Source organism: Streptomyces sp., from assembly GCF_036566765.1.
Lineage (GTDB): Bacteria > Actinomycetota > Actinomycetes > Streptomycetales > Streptomycetaceae > Streptomyces.
In genome coordinates, this window is sequence record NZ_DATCVQ010000246.1 from 1 (window position 1) to 16,751 (window position 16,751).

Below are 16,751 nucleotides of genomic sequence, written 5' to 3' on the forward strand. Positions count from 1 at the left end.
GCCGCGCTCGCGGCGACCGGCGCGGCGAGCGCGGTCTCCACCGACGACCCCGCGCACCACGACGCGCTCGCGCGGGAGAAGCGGAAGCCGCCCGCGGTGCGGCTGGTGGAAGCGCCGGTGCGCATCGCGGACGCGGCGACCGTACGACTGCTGCGCCCCGGCGACCGGGTCGACGTCATCGCCGCCGCCAACTCGCCGACCGGCGAGGAAACTGAGGCCCGCATCGTCGCGACAGGCGCTCGGGTGGCCGAAGTTCCGCGTTCGGGCGAGACTCGTTCGGACGTCGGAGCATCGGACGGCGGAGCACTCGTCGTGCTGTCCGTTCCCCGGTCGACGGCGACCGTCCTGGCTGGCGCGTCCGCCACCTCCCGACTGGCGGTGACGTTGTGCTGATTCGCACTGACAGCCTGTCAAGTAACCGGTCCGAGTGTACGGATTGGACGTTCCTGCACCCTTCACGGCGTAATGACTCCGCCAACTGCACACGCGACGAGAGGCGCACTGGTGAGTCAGAAGAAGGAAAGCGTGCTGGACGGCTTCAAAGCCTTCCTGATGCGAGGAAACGTGATCGACCTGGCGGTCGCCGTCGTCATCGGCGCCGCGTTCACGAACATCGTGAACTCCGTCGTGAAGGGCGTCATCAACCCGCTGGTCGGCGCCTTCGGCACCAAGGACCTCGACAGCTACACGTCCTGCCTCAAGGGCCCCTGCGTGGTGGACAAGGCGGGCAACGCCGTCTCCGGAATCCCGATCATGTGGGGCACGGTCCTGAGCGCCGTCCTGAGCTTCCTGATCACCGCCGCCGTCGTCTACTTCCTCATGGTCCTGCCGATGGCAAAGGTCCTGGCCCGGCGGGCCGCGCACGAAAGGGCGAAGGAAGGCGTCCAGGAGACCATGGAGATCAGCGAGCTGGAGGTGCTCAAGGAGATCCGCGACCACCTCGTCCGCCAGCGCGGTTCCGGCGAGTCCACCACGACCACCGGGCGCCCCACCCCCTGACCGGCGCGGGCCGACGTCAGAGGTGGTGCGGCGGCTTCTCGTCGAGGAAGCGTGCGAGGTCGGCGGCGCTGTCGCCGCCGGGAGGCCGCTCGCCCCACCCGCGGTCCGTATCGTCCGCGGATTGCTGGTCCAGTGGATCGTCGAAGATCAGCGTCGGCTTGGGACCTGCGTCGGGCTGCTTCGCGTCTCGCGGTCCGTGGGCGGGGGCGGTGCTCATGCCTCCAGGGTACGCCGGAGCGCCCCGCCCACCGCGTGCCGGGCGTGGCCCTCCGACCGCGCCTCTGCTGTGCTGGGGCGCATGACACAACCGTTCCTGCCGCTCACCGCGCGCTCCCGCGAGGAGTCGCACCGCGCGGCCACTCCGCTCGAGCTGTTCTTCGACCTGTGCTTCGTCGTGGCCGTCGCCCAGGCCGGTGCCGAGCTCGTGCACGCGATCGCCGAGGGCCATGCCGGCGAGGGTCTGGGCTACTACGCCCTTGCCTTCTTCGCCATCTGGTGGGCGTGGATGAACTTCACCTGGTTCGCCTCCGCCTACGACAACGACGACGTCCTGTACCGCGTCGTCACCCTCGTCCAGATCGCCGGCGTCCTCATCCTCTCCGCGGGCATCTCGCAGGCCTTCCAGGAGCACGACTTCCTGGTCGTGTTCCTCGGCTACGTGGTGATGCGCCTGGCGATGGCCAGCCAGTGGCTGCGGGCGGCGCACCACGCCGGCTCCGCCGCCGAGCGGACGATGTGCCGGCGGTACGCGGGCGGGGTGATCGGCTGCCAGATCGGCTGGGTCGCGCTGCTCCTCGCGCCCGAAGCGGCCAAGCCATGGATCTTCGTGGTGATGGCGCTCCTGGAGATGGCCGTGCCCGTCTACGCGGAGAGGGACGTCAACACGCACTGGCATCCGCACCACATCGCCGAGCGGTACGGCCTGTTCACCATCATCGTGCTCGGCGAGACGATCGCGGCGGCGACGGTGGCCGTGAAGTCCGGGGTGACCGAGAACGACGCGCTGGGCGAGGTGCTGCCGATCGCCGCGGGCGGGCTGCTCATCGTCTTCGCGGCCTGGTGGATCTACTTCGTCGTCCCGGCGCACGACCGGCTCGCGGACAACCGGAAGGGGTTCCTCTGGGGCTATGGCCACTACGTGATCTTCGCGTCCGCCGCCGCGATCGGCGCGGGCATCGAGATCGCGGTCGAGCAGGCGGTGGGCGAGGCGCACATCTCCACCCTGGCCGCCTCGTCCGCCGTGACGATCCCGACCGCGGTGTTCCTGCTGTCGGTGTGGGTGTTGCACGCCCGGTACTTCAAGGTCGGGATCGCGCAGCAGTTGGTGCTGCCGGTGTCGTCGCTGGCGATCCTGATGTGCACCTTCGCCGGCCACTGGGCGGTGTTGGCGGCCGGGGCGGTCGCGGCGGCCACGGTCGCGGTCGGGGTGACGCTGACCCGGCGAAACCCGGCCACCCGGCACTGACTTCCGTACCGGCCGCCGTGGTAGTCAGAGGGGCATGACGAACCAGGACGCGGGCAGGCGGGGCGAACGGAACGACGGGCTCACGGACGTGGCCGGGCTGCGGGTGGGGCACGCGCAGGTGGCCGGTCCCGGGGCGCTGAGCGGCACCACCGTGGTGCTCGCCCCGGAGGGCGGCGCGGTGGCGGCGGTGGACGTGCGCGGCGGCGGGCCGGGGACGCGGGAGACGGACGCGCTGGACCCGCGCAACGTGGTCCAGCGGATCGAGGCGGTGGTGCTGACCGGCGGCAGCGCGTACGGCCTGGAGTCGGCCGCGGGGGTGATGGCCTGGCTGGAGGAGCGGGGTCGCGGGGTGCGGGTCGGCCCGGACCCGTTGCACGTGGTGCCGGTCGTCCCGGCGGCCTGCGTCTTCGATCTGGGCCGCGGCGGGGACTTCAAGGCGCGGCCCGACGCGTCGACGGGCCGGGCGGCCGTGGCGGCGGCGGACGCGTCGGAGCCCGGGTCGCTGGTGGAGTGCGGGGCGGTGGGCGCGGGCACGGGCGCGGTCGTCGGCGGTCTGAAGGGCGGCGTGGGCACGGCGAGCATGCTCCTGCCGTCCGGGATCACGGTCGCCGCGCTGGTCGTCGTCAACGCCGTCGGCTCCGCGGTGGATCCGGCGACCGGCGTGCTGTACGGGCGGTACTTCGGATCGCCCGACGGGGTGGGCGGGGCGGGTGGGGAGGGGGTGGGGGTGGGGGCCCCACCCCCGTACCCGGATCCGGAGGTGCATGCGGCCGCGCAAGAGCGGCTGGCGCGGGCCCGGGAGACCAGTACGCCGCCGCCGTTGAACACGACGTTGGCCGTGGTCGCCACGGACGCCGATCTGACCCGTGCGCAGGCGCAGAAGCTCGCGGGCACGGCGCACGACGGGATCGCGCGCGCCATCCGTCCGGTGCATCTGCTGAACGACGGGGACACGGTGTTCGCCCTTGCGACCGGGGAGCGTCCGCTGCCGCCGGAGGCCGGACCGCTGGCCCCGAACGAGATCCTCGCGGCCGGCGCGGACACGGTGACGCGGGCGATCGTGCGGGCCGTCCTGGCCGCGCAGGGCGTGGCGGGGCCGGGCGGAGCGTTCCCTTCGTACGCCGAGCTGTACGGGCTGGACGGCATCGGAGCGGCGAAGGAGGAAGAGATGTAGGGGAGTTGGGGCGCGTGGGAACTTGGCGCGCTCCCCCTTCGTTTTGTCGAACCCCGGACACGATGTCAGACCCAGGGGCTACGTTAAGCGAGCACCACGTGACATGCGGCGACGGCCTGGAGACCCACCTTGAACGCTCCTCACGATCCGTACGAGACCACCGAGACGCACGCCGAGCGGCTCCTGGGCCGGGCCCTGAACTCCTTCGAACTGCCCGACTCGACGGTCGAGCAGCTGGAGTCCGCGCTGGCCCACTCGTCCGCCCTGCACTCCTCGCACCACAGCTCGACGCTGCACCGCAGCACGTACCGGCACACCTTCCTGCTCGCCGACGGCACCGCGCTGAGCCTGTGGGAGCTGGTGCACAACAGCGGCCGCGGCGGCATCGAGCATCACGAGCTGTACGCGGACGAGGCGGAGGCGTCGCTGGCCGCGTCCCGGCTGCCCGTCGGCTTCGACGGCGAGTGGGGCGTGGAGCGGTTCGGCGTGCTGTCCAACGACCCGGACGACGAGCTGGAGAACGACCTGGAGGCGCTGACCTCGCTGCTGTCCCGGCCGGTGCCGCGGCAGCCGCGGATGTATGTGCCGGACAACTCGGCGGACCACGCGCGCCGGGTGTTGCGCCGCGCGGAGAACGCGGACCGGCCGGGCGAGGAGACGGCGCGCCGGCTGCGGGTGGCGTTCGCGCACCACATCACGCAGGCGTTCGGGCGGCATTGCCCGGTGGAGGGCCGGGACGCCGGGTTCACCCTCTACGAGCACGCCTTCCTGCTGCTGGACGGCAGCGAGATGAGCCTGTGGGAGGTCGAGCACACGGCGACGCCCGACGGGCGGCACATGTGCGAGGTGTACGGCGACGAGCGCGCGGCGCGCGAGGCGATGGAGTCGCGGGCGCGGGTGCGCTGAGCGCCGTACCCGACTCGGGCGGAGAAACGGGCACGGGCCCCGGGGATGATCTCCCCGGGGCCGTGCCTGTGACTGTGCCCGTGCCTGTGACTGTGCCCGTGCCCGTGCCTGTCTCTGCGCCTGTGCCTTGTCTCTGTGCCCGTGCCTGTCTCTGCGCCTGTGACTGTCTCTGCGCCCGTGTCCGCGCAGCGGCGGCCGTCGGTCAGCCGACCAGGGCCGGCTCCTTCACCGTGCCGTCGGAGTCGCCTGCGTCCTCGGCGTCCTCCGCCGCCTCCGCGCCCTCCATATGCTGCTTCGGCTTCGCCGGCAGCGCGAACATCACCAGGAAGATCGCCACGAGCACCGCGACCACCCAGCTCAGCGCGTTCTGGAACGCGTCCGAGAACGCCGTGCCCACCTCGGTCGGGGCCTGCGCGAGCCGCTCCTCGTCGATCACACCGAAGAAGACCACCGACACCAGGCCGAGGCCCAGCGCGTTGCCCATCTGCCCGGTCGTGTTGATCAGGCCGGACGCCGAACCGGCGTGCTCCCGCGGCACGTCCGACAGCACCGCGTCCGTCAGCGGAGCGACGATCAGGCCCATGCCCACGCCCATGACCACCAGCGGCAGGATCATCTGCCAGGAGTGGATGGACGTCCCGTACCGGTCGGCCTCCCAGATGTAGAGGAGGACGCCCGCAATCATCGTCAGCGCGCCGCTCTGCAGCACCTTCCGGCCGAAGCGCGGCACCAGCTTCTGCACGGACATGCCCGCCGCGGCCGAGACCGCGATCGAGAACGGCACGCCCGTCAGGCCCGCCTTCAGCGGGCTCCAGCCGAGCCCGATCTGCATGTACAGCGTCCAAACCAGGAAGAAGATGCCCATCACGACGCCGAAGGTCAGCTGCACCGCGATGCCCGCCGCGAAGCTCTTCACCCGGAACAGGCTCAGCTCCACCAGCGGCGAGCCGTCCTTCTTGGTCTTGTACTTCTCGTACGCGACGAGCGCGCCGAACACGAGCAGGCTGCCGGCCATCATCAGGTGGCCCCACAGCGGCCAGTCCAGCTCACGGCCGCGGGTCAGCGGGTAGATCAGCATCAGCAGCGCGGCCGTCACGAGCAGCACGCCGACGAGGTCGAGGCGGAGCGCCTTCGGGGCCTTCGACTCGGTGATGAACTTCCGGCCGAGGATCAGGCCGGCGATGCCGACCGGCAGGTTGATCAGGAAGATCGGCCGCCACTCCAGGCCGAACAGGTTCCACTGCGTGAGCAGCGCGCCGAGCAGCGGGCCGGAGACCGCGCCCAGGCCGATGATCGCGCCGAACAGGCCGAAGACCTTGCCGCGTTCGTGCGCGGGGAAGGTGACGTGGACGATCGACAGGACCTGCGGGACCATCATCGCCGCCGCCGCGCCCTGGAGCAGCCGGGAGGCGACCAGCATCTCCGGGCCGGCAGCGAAGCCGCACAGTGCGGAGGCGAGGGTGAATCCCGCGGTGCCGACGAGGAACAGCCGCTTGCGGCCGTAGATGTCGCCGAGCCGGCCGCCGGTGATCAGGCCCGCGGCGAAGGCGAGCGCGTAACCGGCGGTGATCCACTGGATCGCGCCGAAGGAGGCGCCGAGGTTCTTCTCGATGCTCGGGATCGCGATGTTCACGATCGTGGCGTCGACCAGGTCCATGAAGGCGGCGGTCATGACGATGGCCAGGGCTATCCAGCGCCTGCGGTCGGCGACGGTCGCCGTCTCGGCGGCGGTGGCCTCGCCGTTCGCCGTCTCGGGGGCCGCCTGGGCGACGGCATCGTGTGAACTCATGAGAGGACAGTAGGACGGATGTAGGTCAGGTTGCGTCCTATTTCTTCGGCATCCTGGAACGCATGACGGACACCCCTGCACGACTTCTGAATCTGCTGTCGCTCCTGCAGACGCCACGCGAGTGGCCGGGCAGCGAGCTGGCCGAGCGGCTCTCGGTCTCGGCGCGCACCATCCGGCGGGACATCGACCGGCTGCGGGAGCTCGGATATCCGGTGGAGGCGACGAAGGGGGCGATCGGCGGTTACCGCCTGGTCGCGGGTACGGCCATGCCGCCGCTGTTGCTCGACGACGAGGAGGCCGTGGCGATCGCGGTCGGCCTGCGGGCGGGGGCCGGGCATGCGATCGAGGGCGTGGAGGAGGCCTCCGTACGCGCCCTTGCGAAGCTGGAGCAGGTACTGCCGGCCCGGCTGCGGCACCGGGTCTCCACGCTGCAGAACGCCACGATCCCGCTGACCAGGGGCGATGGCGCGACGGTCGCCCCGCAGACGCTGACGGCGCTGGCGGGCGCGGTGACCGGCCAGGAGCGGCTGCGGTTCGGCTACCGCGCGGGCGACGGGGCGGAGAGCCGCCGTCTCGTGGAGCCGTACCGGCTCGTCTCGACCGGGCGGCGATGGTACCTGGTGGCGTACGACCTGGGGCGCGAGGACTGGCGCACGTTCCGGGTGGACCGGGTCAGCGAGCCGTTCCCGACCGGGGCGCGGTTCACGGCGCGCGAGCTGCCGGCGGGGGACGCGGCGCAGTTGCTGTCAAGCTCGATGTCGCGGGCGCAGCCTGAGTTGGCCCTGGACGTGCGCTTCGAGGCCCCGGCCGAGTTCGTCGCGGCCCGGCTGCCGGCCCATCTGGCCCCGTCGGCCACGGGGCCGGGCACCTGCCGGCTGCGCACGCGCACCGCCGACTCCGTCGAGTGGCTGGCGCTGCGGCTCGCGCTCGTGGACGCCCCGTTCACGATCGAGGCCCCGGACGCGCTGCTCACCTACACGCAGGACCTGGCGTCTCGACTGGCGGCGGCGAGCACGCACGGATGAGAGTCGGGCGGCCGAATGCGCGTCGGGGGCGGCCATGAGCGTCTGAGAGTCGGGCGGGCCCGGTCCCTCGTGGGACCGGGCCTCCGCCGACCGCGTACGACTCACCGAGTACGACTCACCGAGTACGAGCCGAGTACGAGCCCTGCCGCTACGCCACCGCGTCGAAGCCGGTGTCGTGCGCCATCTTCTTCAGTTCGAGCAGCGCGTGCTTCTCGATCTGCCGGATCCGCTCGCGCGTCAGACCGTGCTCCTTGCCGACCTCGGTCAGGGTGCGCTCGCGGCCGTCCTCGATGCCGTACCGCATCCGGATGATCGACGCCGTGCGGTGGTCGAGCTTGCCGATCAGGTCGTCGAGCTCCTCGCTGCGCAGCAGCGTGAGCACCGACTGCTCCGGCGATACCGCGGACGTGTCCTCCAGGAGGTCGCCGAACTGCGTCTCGCCCTCGTCGTCGACCCCCATGTTCAGCGAGACCGGGTCGCGCGCCCAGTCCAGGACGTCGATGACGCGCGCGGGGGTCGAGCCGAGCTCCTCCGCGACCTCCGCGGGCTCCGGCTCGCGGCCGTGCTCCCGGTTGAACTCGCGCTGCACGCGCCGGATCCGGCCGAGCTCCTCCACCAGGTGGACGGGGAGCCGGATGGTGCGCGACTGGTCGGCTATGGACCGCGTGATGGCCTGACGGATCCACCATGTGGCGTACGTGGAGAACTTGAAGCCCTTCGCGTAGTCGAACTTCTCGACCGCACGGACCAGACCCGCGTTGCCCTCCTGGATCAGGTCGAGCAGGGGCAGGCCGCTGCGCGGGTAGCGCCGCGCGACGGCGACGACCAGGCGCAGGTTGGACTTGATGAAGAGATCCTTGGCACGCTCGCCCGCGGCGTACAGCTCTTCGAGCTCCTCGCGGGACGCGCCCCCGGCCTTGCTCTCTATCTCACCGTCGAGGATCTGCCGGGCGTATACGCCCGCCTCGATGGTCTGCGAGAGCTCGACCTCCTTGGCAGCGTCGAGTAGCGGCGTACGCGCGATCTCGTCGAGGTACATGCCGACCAGGTCGCGGTCGGCGATCTCTCCGCCCACGGCACGAACGCTGCTCGCCCGGCTGCGTCCGCTCGAGCTGCCCTTGGTGCTCTTGGTGCTGGTGCTGCTCGTGGCGGACGACTGTCGACGGGCGACGGCACGGGTTGCCATGCGTGCTCCCTTGCTGAGTAGGCCGCGACACCCTTCCAGGTGCCCTGCATCCGACGGAAACAACGACTGGAATCAGGACAGAATTCCCACTCGGCGCATCGATTTTCGCGATCATGCAGTATCCTGCGCCGCCATCGGGCGCGCCGAGGCCGTCGGAGCGGGCGAAGGTGCAGGTCAGGCGGCTTCCTCGACGCCACGTCCACTCTTGAGGACGCCGATGACCCCGACGTGGTTGCCCGCGTACAGCCACAGCGTCACCCGAACCGCACGGCCGCCCTCACTCGAACCGACCGGCCGCCCTCACTCGGACCCCGCACGGCCGCCATCACCCGAACTGCACGGAGCGCTTCGCCAGTCCCATCCAGAAGCCGTCGATGACGCTCTGCCCCGCGTCCAGGTCGCCCGCCGCCTCCGCCGCGCCCAGCGTGACGAACAGCGGGGCGAAGTGCTCGGTGCGCGGGTGGGCGAGTCGGCCGGCCGGGGACTTGTGCTCGAAGTCGAGCAGCGCGTCGACGTCGTGCGCCTCCAGAGCCCGGTGCCCCCAGTCGTCGAACTCGGCGGACCAGCCGGGCACGCCGCCGCCGGTGTGCCGCAGCGCAGCCAGGTTGTGGGTGAAGAAGCCGCTCCCGACGATCAGGACGCCCTCGTCGCGCAGCGGAGCGAGGGTGCGGCCGATCTCCAGGAGCCGCTGCGGGTCGAGGGTCGGCATGGAGATCTGGAGGACGGGGATGTCGGCGTCCGGGAACATCTCGACGAGCGGGACGTACGCCCCGTGGTCGAGCCCCCGGTCGGGGATGTCCTGCACGGGCATGCCGGGGGCGCGCAGCAGCTTGCGTACGGACTCGGCGAGCGCGGGCGCGCCGGGGGCCCCGTACCGCACGCGGTAGTAGTGCTCGGGGAAGCCCCAGAAGTCGTACACGAGCGGGACGGTCTCGGTCGCGCCGAGGGCCAGCGGGGCCTCCTCCCAGTGCGCGGAGACCATCAGGATCGCGGTCGGGCGGGGCAGCCCGGCGGACCAACCGGCGAGCTGGCCGGGCCAGATCGGGTCGTCGGCGAGGGGCGGCGCGCCGTGGGAGAGGTAGAGGGCGGGCATCCGCGCGGCGGCGGGCGCCCCTTCGAGCGTGGCGTTCATGGCGACCGCCTCCATTTCTCGGGCCTGGGGCTGTTCGACGGGCTGCTCAACGGGCTTTTCAACGAAACTCATTGAAACTTCAAGCTCACCTGACATGACAAGCTTAGACCCGATCTAGTTCAACTTTCAAGAACGCGTCGTACGATGGACCCATGACGACGGCATCCCAGGAACCCCGCTGGCTCAGCGACGAGGAACAGCACGTCTGGCGCTCCTACCTCCACGCCACCACCCTCCTCGAGGACCACCTCGACCGCCAGCTCCAACGCGACGCGGGGATGCCGCACATCTACTACGGCCTGCTCGTCCAGCTCTCCCAGGAGCCACGGCGCCGGATGCGGATGACCGAGCTCGCCAAGAGCGCCAAGATCACCCGCTCCCGGCTCTCGCACGCGATCGCCCGGCTGGAGAAGAACGGCTGGGTGCGCCGCGAGGAGTGCCCCTCCGACAAGCGCGGGCAGTTCGCGCAGCTGACGGACGAGGGGTACGAGGTGCTGCGGCGCACCGCTCCCGGGCACGTCGCCGCCGTGCGCCAGGCGATGTTCGACCGGCTCACGCCGGAGCAGGTGAAGCAGCTCGGCGAGATCATGCGGGTGCTCGCGGAGGGCCTCCAGCCCACGGACCCGAACGCGGACCTGCCCTGGCTCCGCTGAGCGGGAACTCAGCAGGAGCCAGGGCAGGTCACACGTACCAGTCACCCGCCGTCAGCGCGACGGGTGCACCAGTCACCCCTCGTCAGTGCGCGACGACCGGGATCTTCACCTCGTCCTCGATGCCCGCACCGACACCGGCACCGTCGCCGCCGGCGACCTGGCCGCCCAGCCGCGGCTTCCCGGTGTTGATGAAGGTCACGGCGATCGTCGCCGAGACCGCGAGGATGCCGACGGCCCACCAGATCGCCGCCGAGTAGCCCTCGACCATGCCCTGGAGCTGGAGCAGCTTCTGGGTGGCCGGGGTGGTCGCGCCGGCCGCGTGGTCGGCGATGTACGCGGTGGTCGCGGAGGCCGCGATGGTGTTCAGGAGCGCGGTGCCGATCGCGCCGCCGACCTGCTGCGAGGTGTTGACCATCGCGGAGGCCACACCGGCGTCCCGCGGGTCGACGCCGTGCGTCGCGAGCGACATGGCCGGCATGAACGCCGTGCCCATGCCGAGGCCGAGCAGCAGCTGCGCGGGCAGGATCAGACCGGCGTACGAGGAGCCGACCTCCAGCTGGGTCAGCAGCAGCATGCCGACGGCGGCGGTGAGGAAGCCGGGGCCCATCAGCCAGCGCGGGGCGACCCGCGTCATCAGCCGCGTACCGATCTGCGTCGAGCCGGTGATCATGCCCGCGATCATCGGGAGGAAGGCGAAGCCCGTCTTGACCGGCGAGTACCCCTTCACGACCTGGAGGTAGTACGTCAGGAACAGGAACAGGCCGAACATCGCGATGATGGCGAGGCCCAGGGAGAGGTAGACACCGCCCCGGTTGCGGTCGGTCACGACGCGCAGCGGCAGCAGCGGCGACTTCACCTTCGCCTCGGTGAGCGCGAACGCGGCGAGCAGGACGGCGGAGCCGACGAACAGGCCGATCGTCGTGGGGTCCGACCAGCCCGCGGACTCGGCGCGGGTGAAGCCGTACACCAGCGCCACCAGGCCCAGCGTCGACAGGACGACGCCCGGGATGTCGAGCGGCGAGCGGTTGCGGCCGCCGGCCGGCTCACGGATGACGAAGTACGCGCCGAGGGCGGCGACGACGGCGAACGGGATGTTGACGAAGAAGGTCCAGCGCCAGTCCAGGTACTCGGTGAGGAAGCCGCCGAGGATCAGACCGACCGCGCCGCCGCCACCGGCGATGGCGCCGTAGATGCCGAACGCCTTGGCGCGCTCGCGCGCGTCGGTGAACATGACCGCGAGCAGCGACAGGGCGGCCGGGGCGAGCAGCGCGCCGAAGGCGCCCTGGAGCGCGCGGGCGCCGAGCATCATGCCTTCGCTGGTCGCCGCGCCGCCGAGGGCGGAGGCGAAGGCGAAGCCGATGAGGCCCACGACGAAGGTGCGCTTACGGCCCCACAGGTCGGCGATGCGGCCGCCGAAGAGCAGCAGACCGCCGAAGGCGAGGGCGTAGGCCGTGATGACCCACTGCCGGTTGCCGTCCGATATCCCCAGGTCCTGCTGGGCGGAGGGCAGCGCGATGTTCACGATCGTCGCGTCGAGCACGACCATCAGCTGGGCGAGGGCGATGAAGACCAGCGCTTTCCAGCGGCTGGGATCGGGCGTTTGAGACATGGGGGTAGCCACCTCTTGGCACGTACAGGAAGAAAAAGGACGTTCTAGGTAAAGGACGTTCTAGGTAAAGGGCGTTCTAGGTAAGGGGGAGGAGAGGGTCGATCAGACGGCCGTCGATCGGACCGGGATCAGGCCAGCGCAGTCCGTACGGGGATCAGGCCTCCCCCTCGTCCCGCCGCCGCAGGCTCTCCAGGGTCGCCGCCGAGCCCGGCAGCACGGAGCGCGCGGGGGCCTGGAGGCCGTCGAGGAACAGCTGCAGATGACGGTGGACGAACTGGTCGAAGTCCAGGCAGGCGCTGCCCGGCAGCGGGCGCGTCAGCTGGGACAGGGCCACCAGCAGGTCTCCGACGGCGACGTCGGCGCGGAGCCTGCCCGACGCGTGCGCGCGGTCGACGAGGCCCTGCACGGCCTCCTCCAACCGGGCGCGCTCGGCGAGGAGTTCGGGGTGGTCCTTGTCGAAGGTGCCGTCGAGCATCGGGCACAGGGCGCCGATCCGCTCGTCGGCGGCGGCATGTGTGAAGCGGCGCAGCGCCTCGAAGGCGTCCGCCTCCTCCGCGGTCGCCTCGTCCGCCCGGTCCGTGGTGCGGGACATGACGGAGAGGACGACCTCGTGGACGAGGTCGGAGCGCTCGGGGAAGTTGCGGTAGAGCGTGGCGTTGCCGACGCCGGCGCGGCGCGCGATCTCGTCGAGCGGCACCTGGGGGCCGAACTCGACGAACATCTCGCGGGCGGCCGTCACGATCCGCTCGCGGTTGCGCAGCGCGTCGGCCCGCGGCCGCGGGACGCGGCGGGCGGCCGCGGTACCGGAGGGTGCGTTACCGACGGATGTTCCGACGGATGCCGTACCGGCGGTGCTGTTCACGCCACTGACTCCTGCCTGCATGGAATGGAACGGAATGGAACGGATGGGGGTGGGGATCGGGAGGAAGATCCGGGGACCGAGTCCCCACTTTCCCGAACACAGGCGTAAACGGGGACCGAGTCCCCGGTTATTTCCCGCCCGCCCTGTGACCCCCGTCACGCACCCCACGCAGCACCCACGCCGAACCCCACGCACCTCCCCGGATACCCACGATCGGGCCACCCGGCGCGCGCCCCCGGACCACCCGGCACAGGCTGATCGAACAGCGCAGTACGGACCCGGCCGGCTGCCGCGCACCGAAGGCGACCGCATGCAGCAGACCCGCCGGCGGATACGCAGACCCCTCGCCCTGGCCGCGGCCGCGGCGCTCGCGCTCGCCACTCTGGCCACCGCGAGCGCGACCCTCCCCGGGCCCGCCCCCGCTTCGGCGGGCCCCGCCCCGGCCGCCCCCGACAGCGCGCTGCTCGGGCCGTGCCGGATCACGACGGCGCTGGGCGTGCAGATGTCGGAGGGACTGCCGACCGCCCCCGGGTACGTGCGCTCCACCGGTCGGATCCGGGCGCTGAACCTGATGATCGACTTCCCGGACGCGCAGGGCGAGGACGCGGCGATGAGCCGGTTCCGCGAGTTCTTCCCGCAGACCTCGGACTGGTTCCGGGTCAGCTCGTACGGGCGGCTCACCTACCAGCCGGAGACCCCGCTCTCCGACTGGCTGCGGATGCCGATGCCGTTCGCCTCGTACGGGATAGAGCGTGGCTCCCCGTACGAGCCGGGCTATCGCAAGCTGGTCGACGACATCGTGAAGGCCGCCGACGCCGAGGTGGACTTCAGCGCGTACGACATGGTCAACATCCTGATGACGCCGAACGCCGGCCCCTCCGCCTTGGACACGGTCCTGTCCGTCACCTTCTCCGGGAACGACGACGCGCCGTACGCGGACGGCGTCCCGCTCTCCAACACGTCGTTCGTCTACAGCCGCCAGGACGACGGATCGGGCTCGTACGACGAGACGGGCTACCGGGTGCTGCCGCACGAGAACGGCCATGTCTTCGGCCTGCCCGACCTCTACACGGTGGACGGCGGCGGCACCGTCGGGCACTGGGACATCATGTCCGAGGACTGGGGGGCCAACAACGATCTGCTCGGCTGGCACAAGTGGAAGCTGGGCTGGCTCGACAACGACCAGGTGCGGTGCGCGTCGGCGACCGGGGCGCGCGAGTACGTGCTGACGCCGCTGGCCGTGACGGGCGGCCCGAAGCTCGCGTTCGTACCGCTGTCGGAGCGGTCCGGTTACGCGGTGGAGGTCCGCACCCGGGAGGGCAACGACGAGGCGGTCTGCGAGCCGGGGGTGCTGGTGTACCGGGTGGAGTCGGACGTGGACACCGGGCACGGGCCGATCAGCGTCTCGGACAGCGACCGGGACAGCGGCGGCTGCACGCGGCGGCCCAACGTCCACGCGGAACTGTCGGACGCGCCGTACGGACCGGGCGAGTCGTTCACCGACCGGGCGAACGGCATCCGGATCTCGGTGCTCTCGGAGGAGCCGGACGGAAGCTACCGGGTCCGCATCAGCCGATCATGACGGCGGTGACGACACGGCGGTGAGGACGGCGTCGCCGACGGTGACGACGGCGCTCATCGGGTCGTGAACGCTGCCCGGAGCTCCCGCTTGAGGATCTTCCCGGTGGCGTTGCGCGGCAGCGGGACGTCCCGTACGAGGACGTGCGCGGGCGCCTTGAACGCGGCCAGGCTCCGGCCGACGTGCGCCCGCAGTTCCTCGGCGGTGGCGGTCCCGCCCTCCTTGAGGACGATGACGGCCGCGACCTCCTCGCCGAGGGTGGGGTGCGGGACGCCGAGGACGGCGGCGTCGGCGACGTCCGGGTGGTCGTGCAGCGCGCCCTCGACCTCGACGCAGTACACGTTCTCACCGCCGCGGACGACCATGTCCGTGAGCCGGTCGACGACGGTGACGCGGCCGTCCGCGTACGTGGCGAGGTCGCCGGTGCGGAACCAGCCGTCGGGGGTGAAGGCGGCGCGGGTGGCCGCCTCGTCGCCCCAGTAGCCGCGGATCAGGGACTGTCCGCGCAGCCAGAGCTCGCCGACGTCGGAGCCCTGTCCGTGGATGCGCACCTCCGTGGCGGGGCTGGGCCGGCCGACGCTGCCGGGACAGGCCCGGTACTCGGCGCCGAAGTTGGCCAGCACGCCGCCGCAGGTCTCGGTGAGCCCGTAGCCGTTGCGCGGCTCGACGCGCTCGCCGAACAGGGCGGTGAGACGGCCGACGAGGTGGGGCGGGGCGGCGGCGCCGCCGGTGTTGAAGTGGCTGAGCGTCGCCAGCCGATCCACCTCGCCGCGCCGCTCGACGAGGTCGACGAGCTGGAGGGCGGTGGTGGGCACGCCGGCGTAGTGGGTGACGCGGTGCTTCTCGATCAGCTCGACGGCCCGTTCGGCGTCCCACTTGCGCATGAGGACGAGCGTGCCGCCGGCCGCCATCACCGCGTAGAAGGAGGTGAAGGCGGCGACGTGGAAGAAGGGGAAGGTGGTGAGCGAGACGGGCGCGGGCCCCTGCCCGGGGATCTGCCCGCGCAGGAGCGCGGAGACGGCGGCGTGGTACCGCGGGTTGGCAGCGGCGCCCACCTGGGCGAGGTGGGTGGCGACGGCGCCCTTGGGGCGACCGGTGGTGCCGGAGGTGTAGATGATGGTGGCGTCGTGCTCGGGGAGGACGTCGACGTCGGGCGGCCCGAGGAGAGGATCGGCATCGGGAACGTAGGCCTCGAACCCGTCGTGGAACTCCCGCCCCTCCCCACAGAAGACGACCCCGGGCACACGACGCTTCCGAGCCCACACCTGCACCCGCTCGACCCGCTCGCCGTCGACGAGGAGGATGCCGGGGGCGCAGTCGTCGAGGGCGTACGCGAACTCGGCCTCGGTCCACCAGGCGTTGAGCGGCACGGCGACGAGGCCGGCGAGCTGGGCGGCCCAGAAGGCGATCTGCCACTCGGGGTGATTGCGCATCGCGACGACGGCCCGGTCGCCGGGGCGCAGCCCGTACACGTCCGTGAGCCGCCGGGCGAGCCCGCAGGCGGCGGCGAAGAATTCGGCGTAGGTGTAGGTCCGGTCCTCGGCGACGAGGAACGGCCGCTCGCCGAAGGCCCAGGTCGTCTCGACGAACTCCCGCAGGGTCCGTGGCCCGTCCGCGTAGACTCCGTCCCGCACGGCGAAGGGCGCTCCGGGAGCGGTCAGCCGGGCGGCGATCCGTTCGATCCCACCGCCGTCGAGGTCCACCAAGACCCTCCCCTCCCACCTAAGCGCTCGCTTACCCCACGCCTCGAAGCTAAGCCCCACCCCGCCCCCCGTCAAGGCCGCCCCACACCCCCCACGACGGGAATCCCCCCACCCCACCCCACCCCCGATCCGCTAGGCTGTCAGCGGTCCCACTCGCCTTCGTAGCTCAGGGGATAGAGCACCGCTCTCCTAAAGCGGGTGTCGCAGGTTCGAATCCTGCCGGGGGCACAAGCGAAAAGGCCACCTACCGATCTTGGTAGGTGGCCTTTGACATCTACGGCTGACATCAACGACACCGGTCAGGGACGACCGGGCCGCCTCTTGAGCAGCCGGTCCATGTGGCTGATCGCCTCGTACTGCGTGTCCTGGACGACGTGCGTGTACACGTCCATCGTGATGCTGATCTGGCTGTGCCCGAGGATCTCCATCACGACGCGGGGCGCGACGCCGGCCGCGGTGAGCAGCGTCGCGCAGCCGTGGCGAGCGTCGTGCAGCCGGATGACGGGGCGGCCGGCGGAGTCGGCGACACCCCTTGGGATCGTCGTCGTACAGCACGCCCCGGCGGCGCTGGGTCTGCTGCCGCACGTAGAGCACGCGCTTGTCGAGGTCCACGTCCGCCCAGCGGAGGCCGACCAGCTCGCCGCGTCGGAGTCCCATGGCGATCGCGAG

Annotated in this window: 15 protein-coding genes, 1 tRNA gene and 1 pseudogene; 9 read left to right on the forward strand and 8 right to left on the reverse strand. The window is 71.4% G+C overall.

Annotation, left to right across the window (positions count from 1 at the left end):
- Both VIU94_RS13985 and mscL read left to right on the forward strand, forming a co-directional pair.
- The coding region (locus VIU94_RS13985) for an RcpC/CpaB family pilus assembly protein (protein ID WP_331911256.1) at window positions 1-393 on the forward strand (393 nt) is incomplete at its 5' end.
- 111 nt (window positions 394-504) lie between these two features.
- Window positions 505-999 (forward strand): large conductance mechanosensitive channel protein MscL, encoded by a 495-nt coding sequence (gene mscL, locus VIU94_RS13990; protein ID WP_331911258.1) that lies wholly within the window; start codon window positions 505-507, stop codon window positions 997-999.
- Window positions 1,000-1,015: 16 nt separating this feature from the next.
- On the opposite strand, the gene VIU94_RS13995 is transcribed toward mscL, so the two are convergent.
- A complete protein-coding gene (locus tag VIU94_RS13995) occupies window positions 1,016-1,216 on the reverse strand; it encodes a hypothetical protein (RefSeq protein WP_331911260.1) in 201 nt (66 codons plus the stop codon).
- Window positions 1,217-1,297: 81 nt separating this feature from the next.
- Between VIU94_RS13995 and VIU94_RS14000 the strand changes: the two genes are divergently transcribed.
- The 3 genes from VIU94_RS14000 (at window position 1,298) to VIU94_RS14010 (ending at window position 4,544) form a co-directional block, all read left to right on the forward strand.
- Window positions 1,298-2,464, forward strand: a complete 1,167-nt coding sequence (locus VIU94_RS14000; RefSeq protein ID WP_331911262.1) for a low temperature requirement protein A — start codon at window positions 1,298-1,300, stop codon at window positions 2,462-2,464.
- Between the two features lie 34 nt (window positions 2,465-2,498).
- Entirely contained in the window at window positions 2,499-3,638 is a 1,140-nt protein-coding gene (locus VIU94_RS14005) for a P1 family peptidase (RefSeq protein WP_331911264.1), read from the forward strand.
- Between the two features lie 129 nt (window positions 3,639-3,767).
- The gene (locus VIU94_RS14010) at window positions 3,768-4,544 is read left to right on the forward strand and encodes a DUF6227 family protein (RefSeq protein WP_331911266.1); all 777 of its coding nucleotides are present in this window, start codon (window positions 3,768-3,770) and stop codon (window positions 4,542-4,544) included.
- Between the two features lie 202 nt (window positions 4,545-4,746).
- On the opposite strand, the gene VIU94_RS14015 is transcribed toward VIU94_RS14010, so the two are convergent.
- Window positions 4,747-6,333, reverse strand: coding sequence for an MFS transporter (locus tag VIU94_RS14015; RefSeq protein WP_331911268.1), 1,587 nt, complete (start codon window positions 6,331-6,333; stop codon window positions 4,747-4,749).
- 62 nt (window positions 6,334-6,395) lie between these two features.
- Here VIU94_RS14015 and VIU94_RS14020 point away from each other — a divergent pair, with 62 nt between their 5' ends.
- Window positions 6,396-7,358, forward strand: coding sequence for a helix-turn-helix transcriptional regulator (locus tag VIU94_RS14020; RefSeq protein WP_331911270.1), 963 nt, complete (start codon window positions 6,396-6,398; stop codon window positions 7,356-7,358).
- 148 nt (window positions 7,359-7,506) lie between these two features.
- Here VIU94_RS14020 and VIU94_RS14025 read toward each other — a convergent pair whose 3' ends face one another.
- The gene (locus tag VIU94_RS14025; RefSeq protein WP_331911272.1) at window positions 7,507-8,544 is read right to left on the reverse strand and encodes a sigma-70 family RNA polymerase sigma factor; all 1,038 of its coding nucleotides are present in this window, start codon (window positions 8,542-8,544) and stop codon (window positions 7,507-7,509) included.
- A gap of 325 nt (window positions 8,545-8,869) precedes the next feature.
- Window positions 8,870-9,676: a dioxygenase family protein gene (locus VIU94_RS14030; protein WP_414720946.1), complete on the reverse strand. Its 807-nt coding sequence runs from the start codon at window positions 9,674-9,676 to the stop codon at window positions 8,870-8,872.
- A 152-nt stretch (window positions 9,677-9,828) separates the two neighbouring features.
- On the opposite strand from VIU94_RS14030, the gene VIU94_RS14035 reads away from it, so the two are divergent.
- Window positions 9,829-10,329 (forward strand): MarR family winged helix-turn-helix transcriptional regulator, encoded by a 501-nt coding sequence (locus VIU94_RS14035; RefSeq protein ID WP_331911274.1) that lies wholly within the window; start codon window positions 9,829-9,831, stop codon window positions 10,327-10,329.
- A gap of 82 nt (window positions 10,330-10,411) precedes the next feature.
- Here the strand turns inward: VIU94_RS14035 and VIU94_RS14040 are convergent, their stop codons facing one another.
- Window positions 10,412-11,938, reverse strand: a complete 1,527-nt coding sequence (locus tag VIU94_RS14040; protein WP_331911276.1) for an MFS transporter — start codon at window positions 11,936-11,938, stop codon at window positions 10,412-10,414.
- A gap of 154 nt (window positions 11,939-12,092) precedes the next feature.
- Window positions 12,093-12,800, reverse strand: coding sequence for a TetR/AcrR family transcriptional regulator (locus tag VIU94_RS14045; RefSeq protein WP_414720945.1), 708 nt, complete (start codon window positions 12,798-12,800; stop codon window positions 12,093-12,095).
- A 310-nt stretch (window positions 12,801-13,110) separates the two neighbouring features.
- Between VIU94_RS14045 and VIU94_RS14050 the strand changes: the two genes are divergently transcribed.
- Window positions 13,111-14,382 carry a M6 family metalloprotease domain-containing protein gene (locus VIU94_RS14050; protein ID WP_331911278.1) on the forward strand — a complete coding sequence of 424 codons (1,272 nt, stop codon included), beginning with the start codon at window positions 13,111-13,113 and terminating at the stop codon, window positions 14,380-14,382.
- Between the two features lie 53 nt (window positions 14,383-14,435).
- Here the strand turns inward: VIU94_RS14050 and VIU94_RS14055 are convergent, their stop codons facing one another.
- Window positions 14,436-16,082 (reverse strand): class I adenylate-forming enzyme family protein, encoded by a 1,647-nt coding sequence (locus VIU94_RS14055; RefSeq protein ID WP_331911284.1) that lies wholly within the window; start codon window positions 16,080-16,082, stop codon window positions 14,436-14,438.
- Between the two features lie 155 nt (window positions 16,083-16,237).
- Here VIU94_RS14055 and VIU94_RS14060 point away from each other — a divergent pair.
- Window positions 16,238-16,310: transfer RNA gene (locus VIU94_RS14060), tRNA-Arg, on the forward strand.
- 71 nt (window positions 16,311-16,381) lie between these two features.
- Here VIU94_RS14060 and VIU94_RS14065 read toward each other — a convergent pair.
- A pseudogene (locus VIU94_RS14065) lies at window positions 16,382-16,751 on the reverse strand (site-specific integrase); the annotation flags it as partial.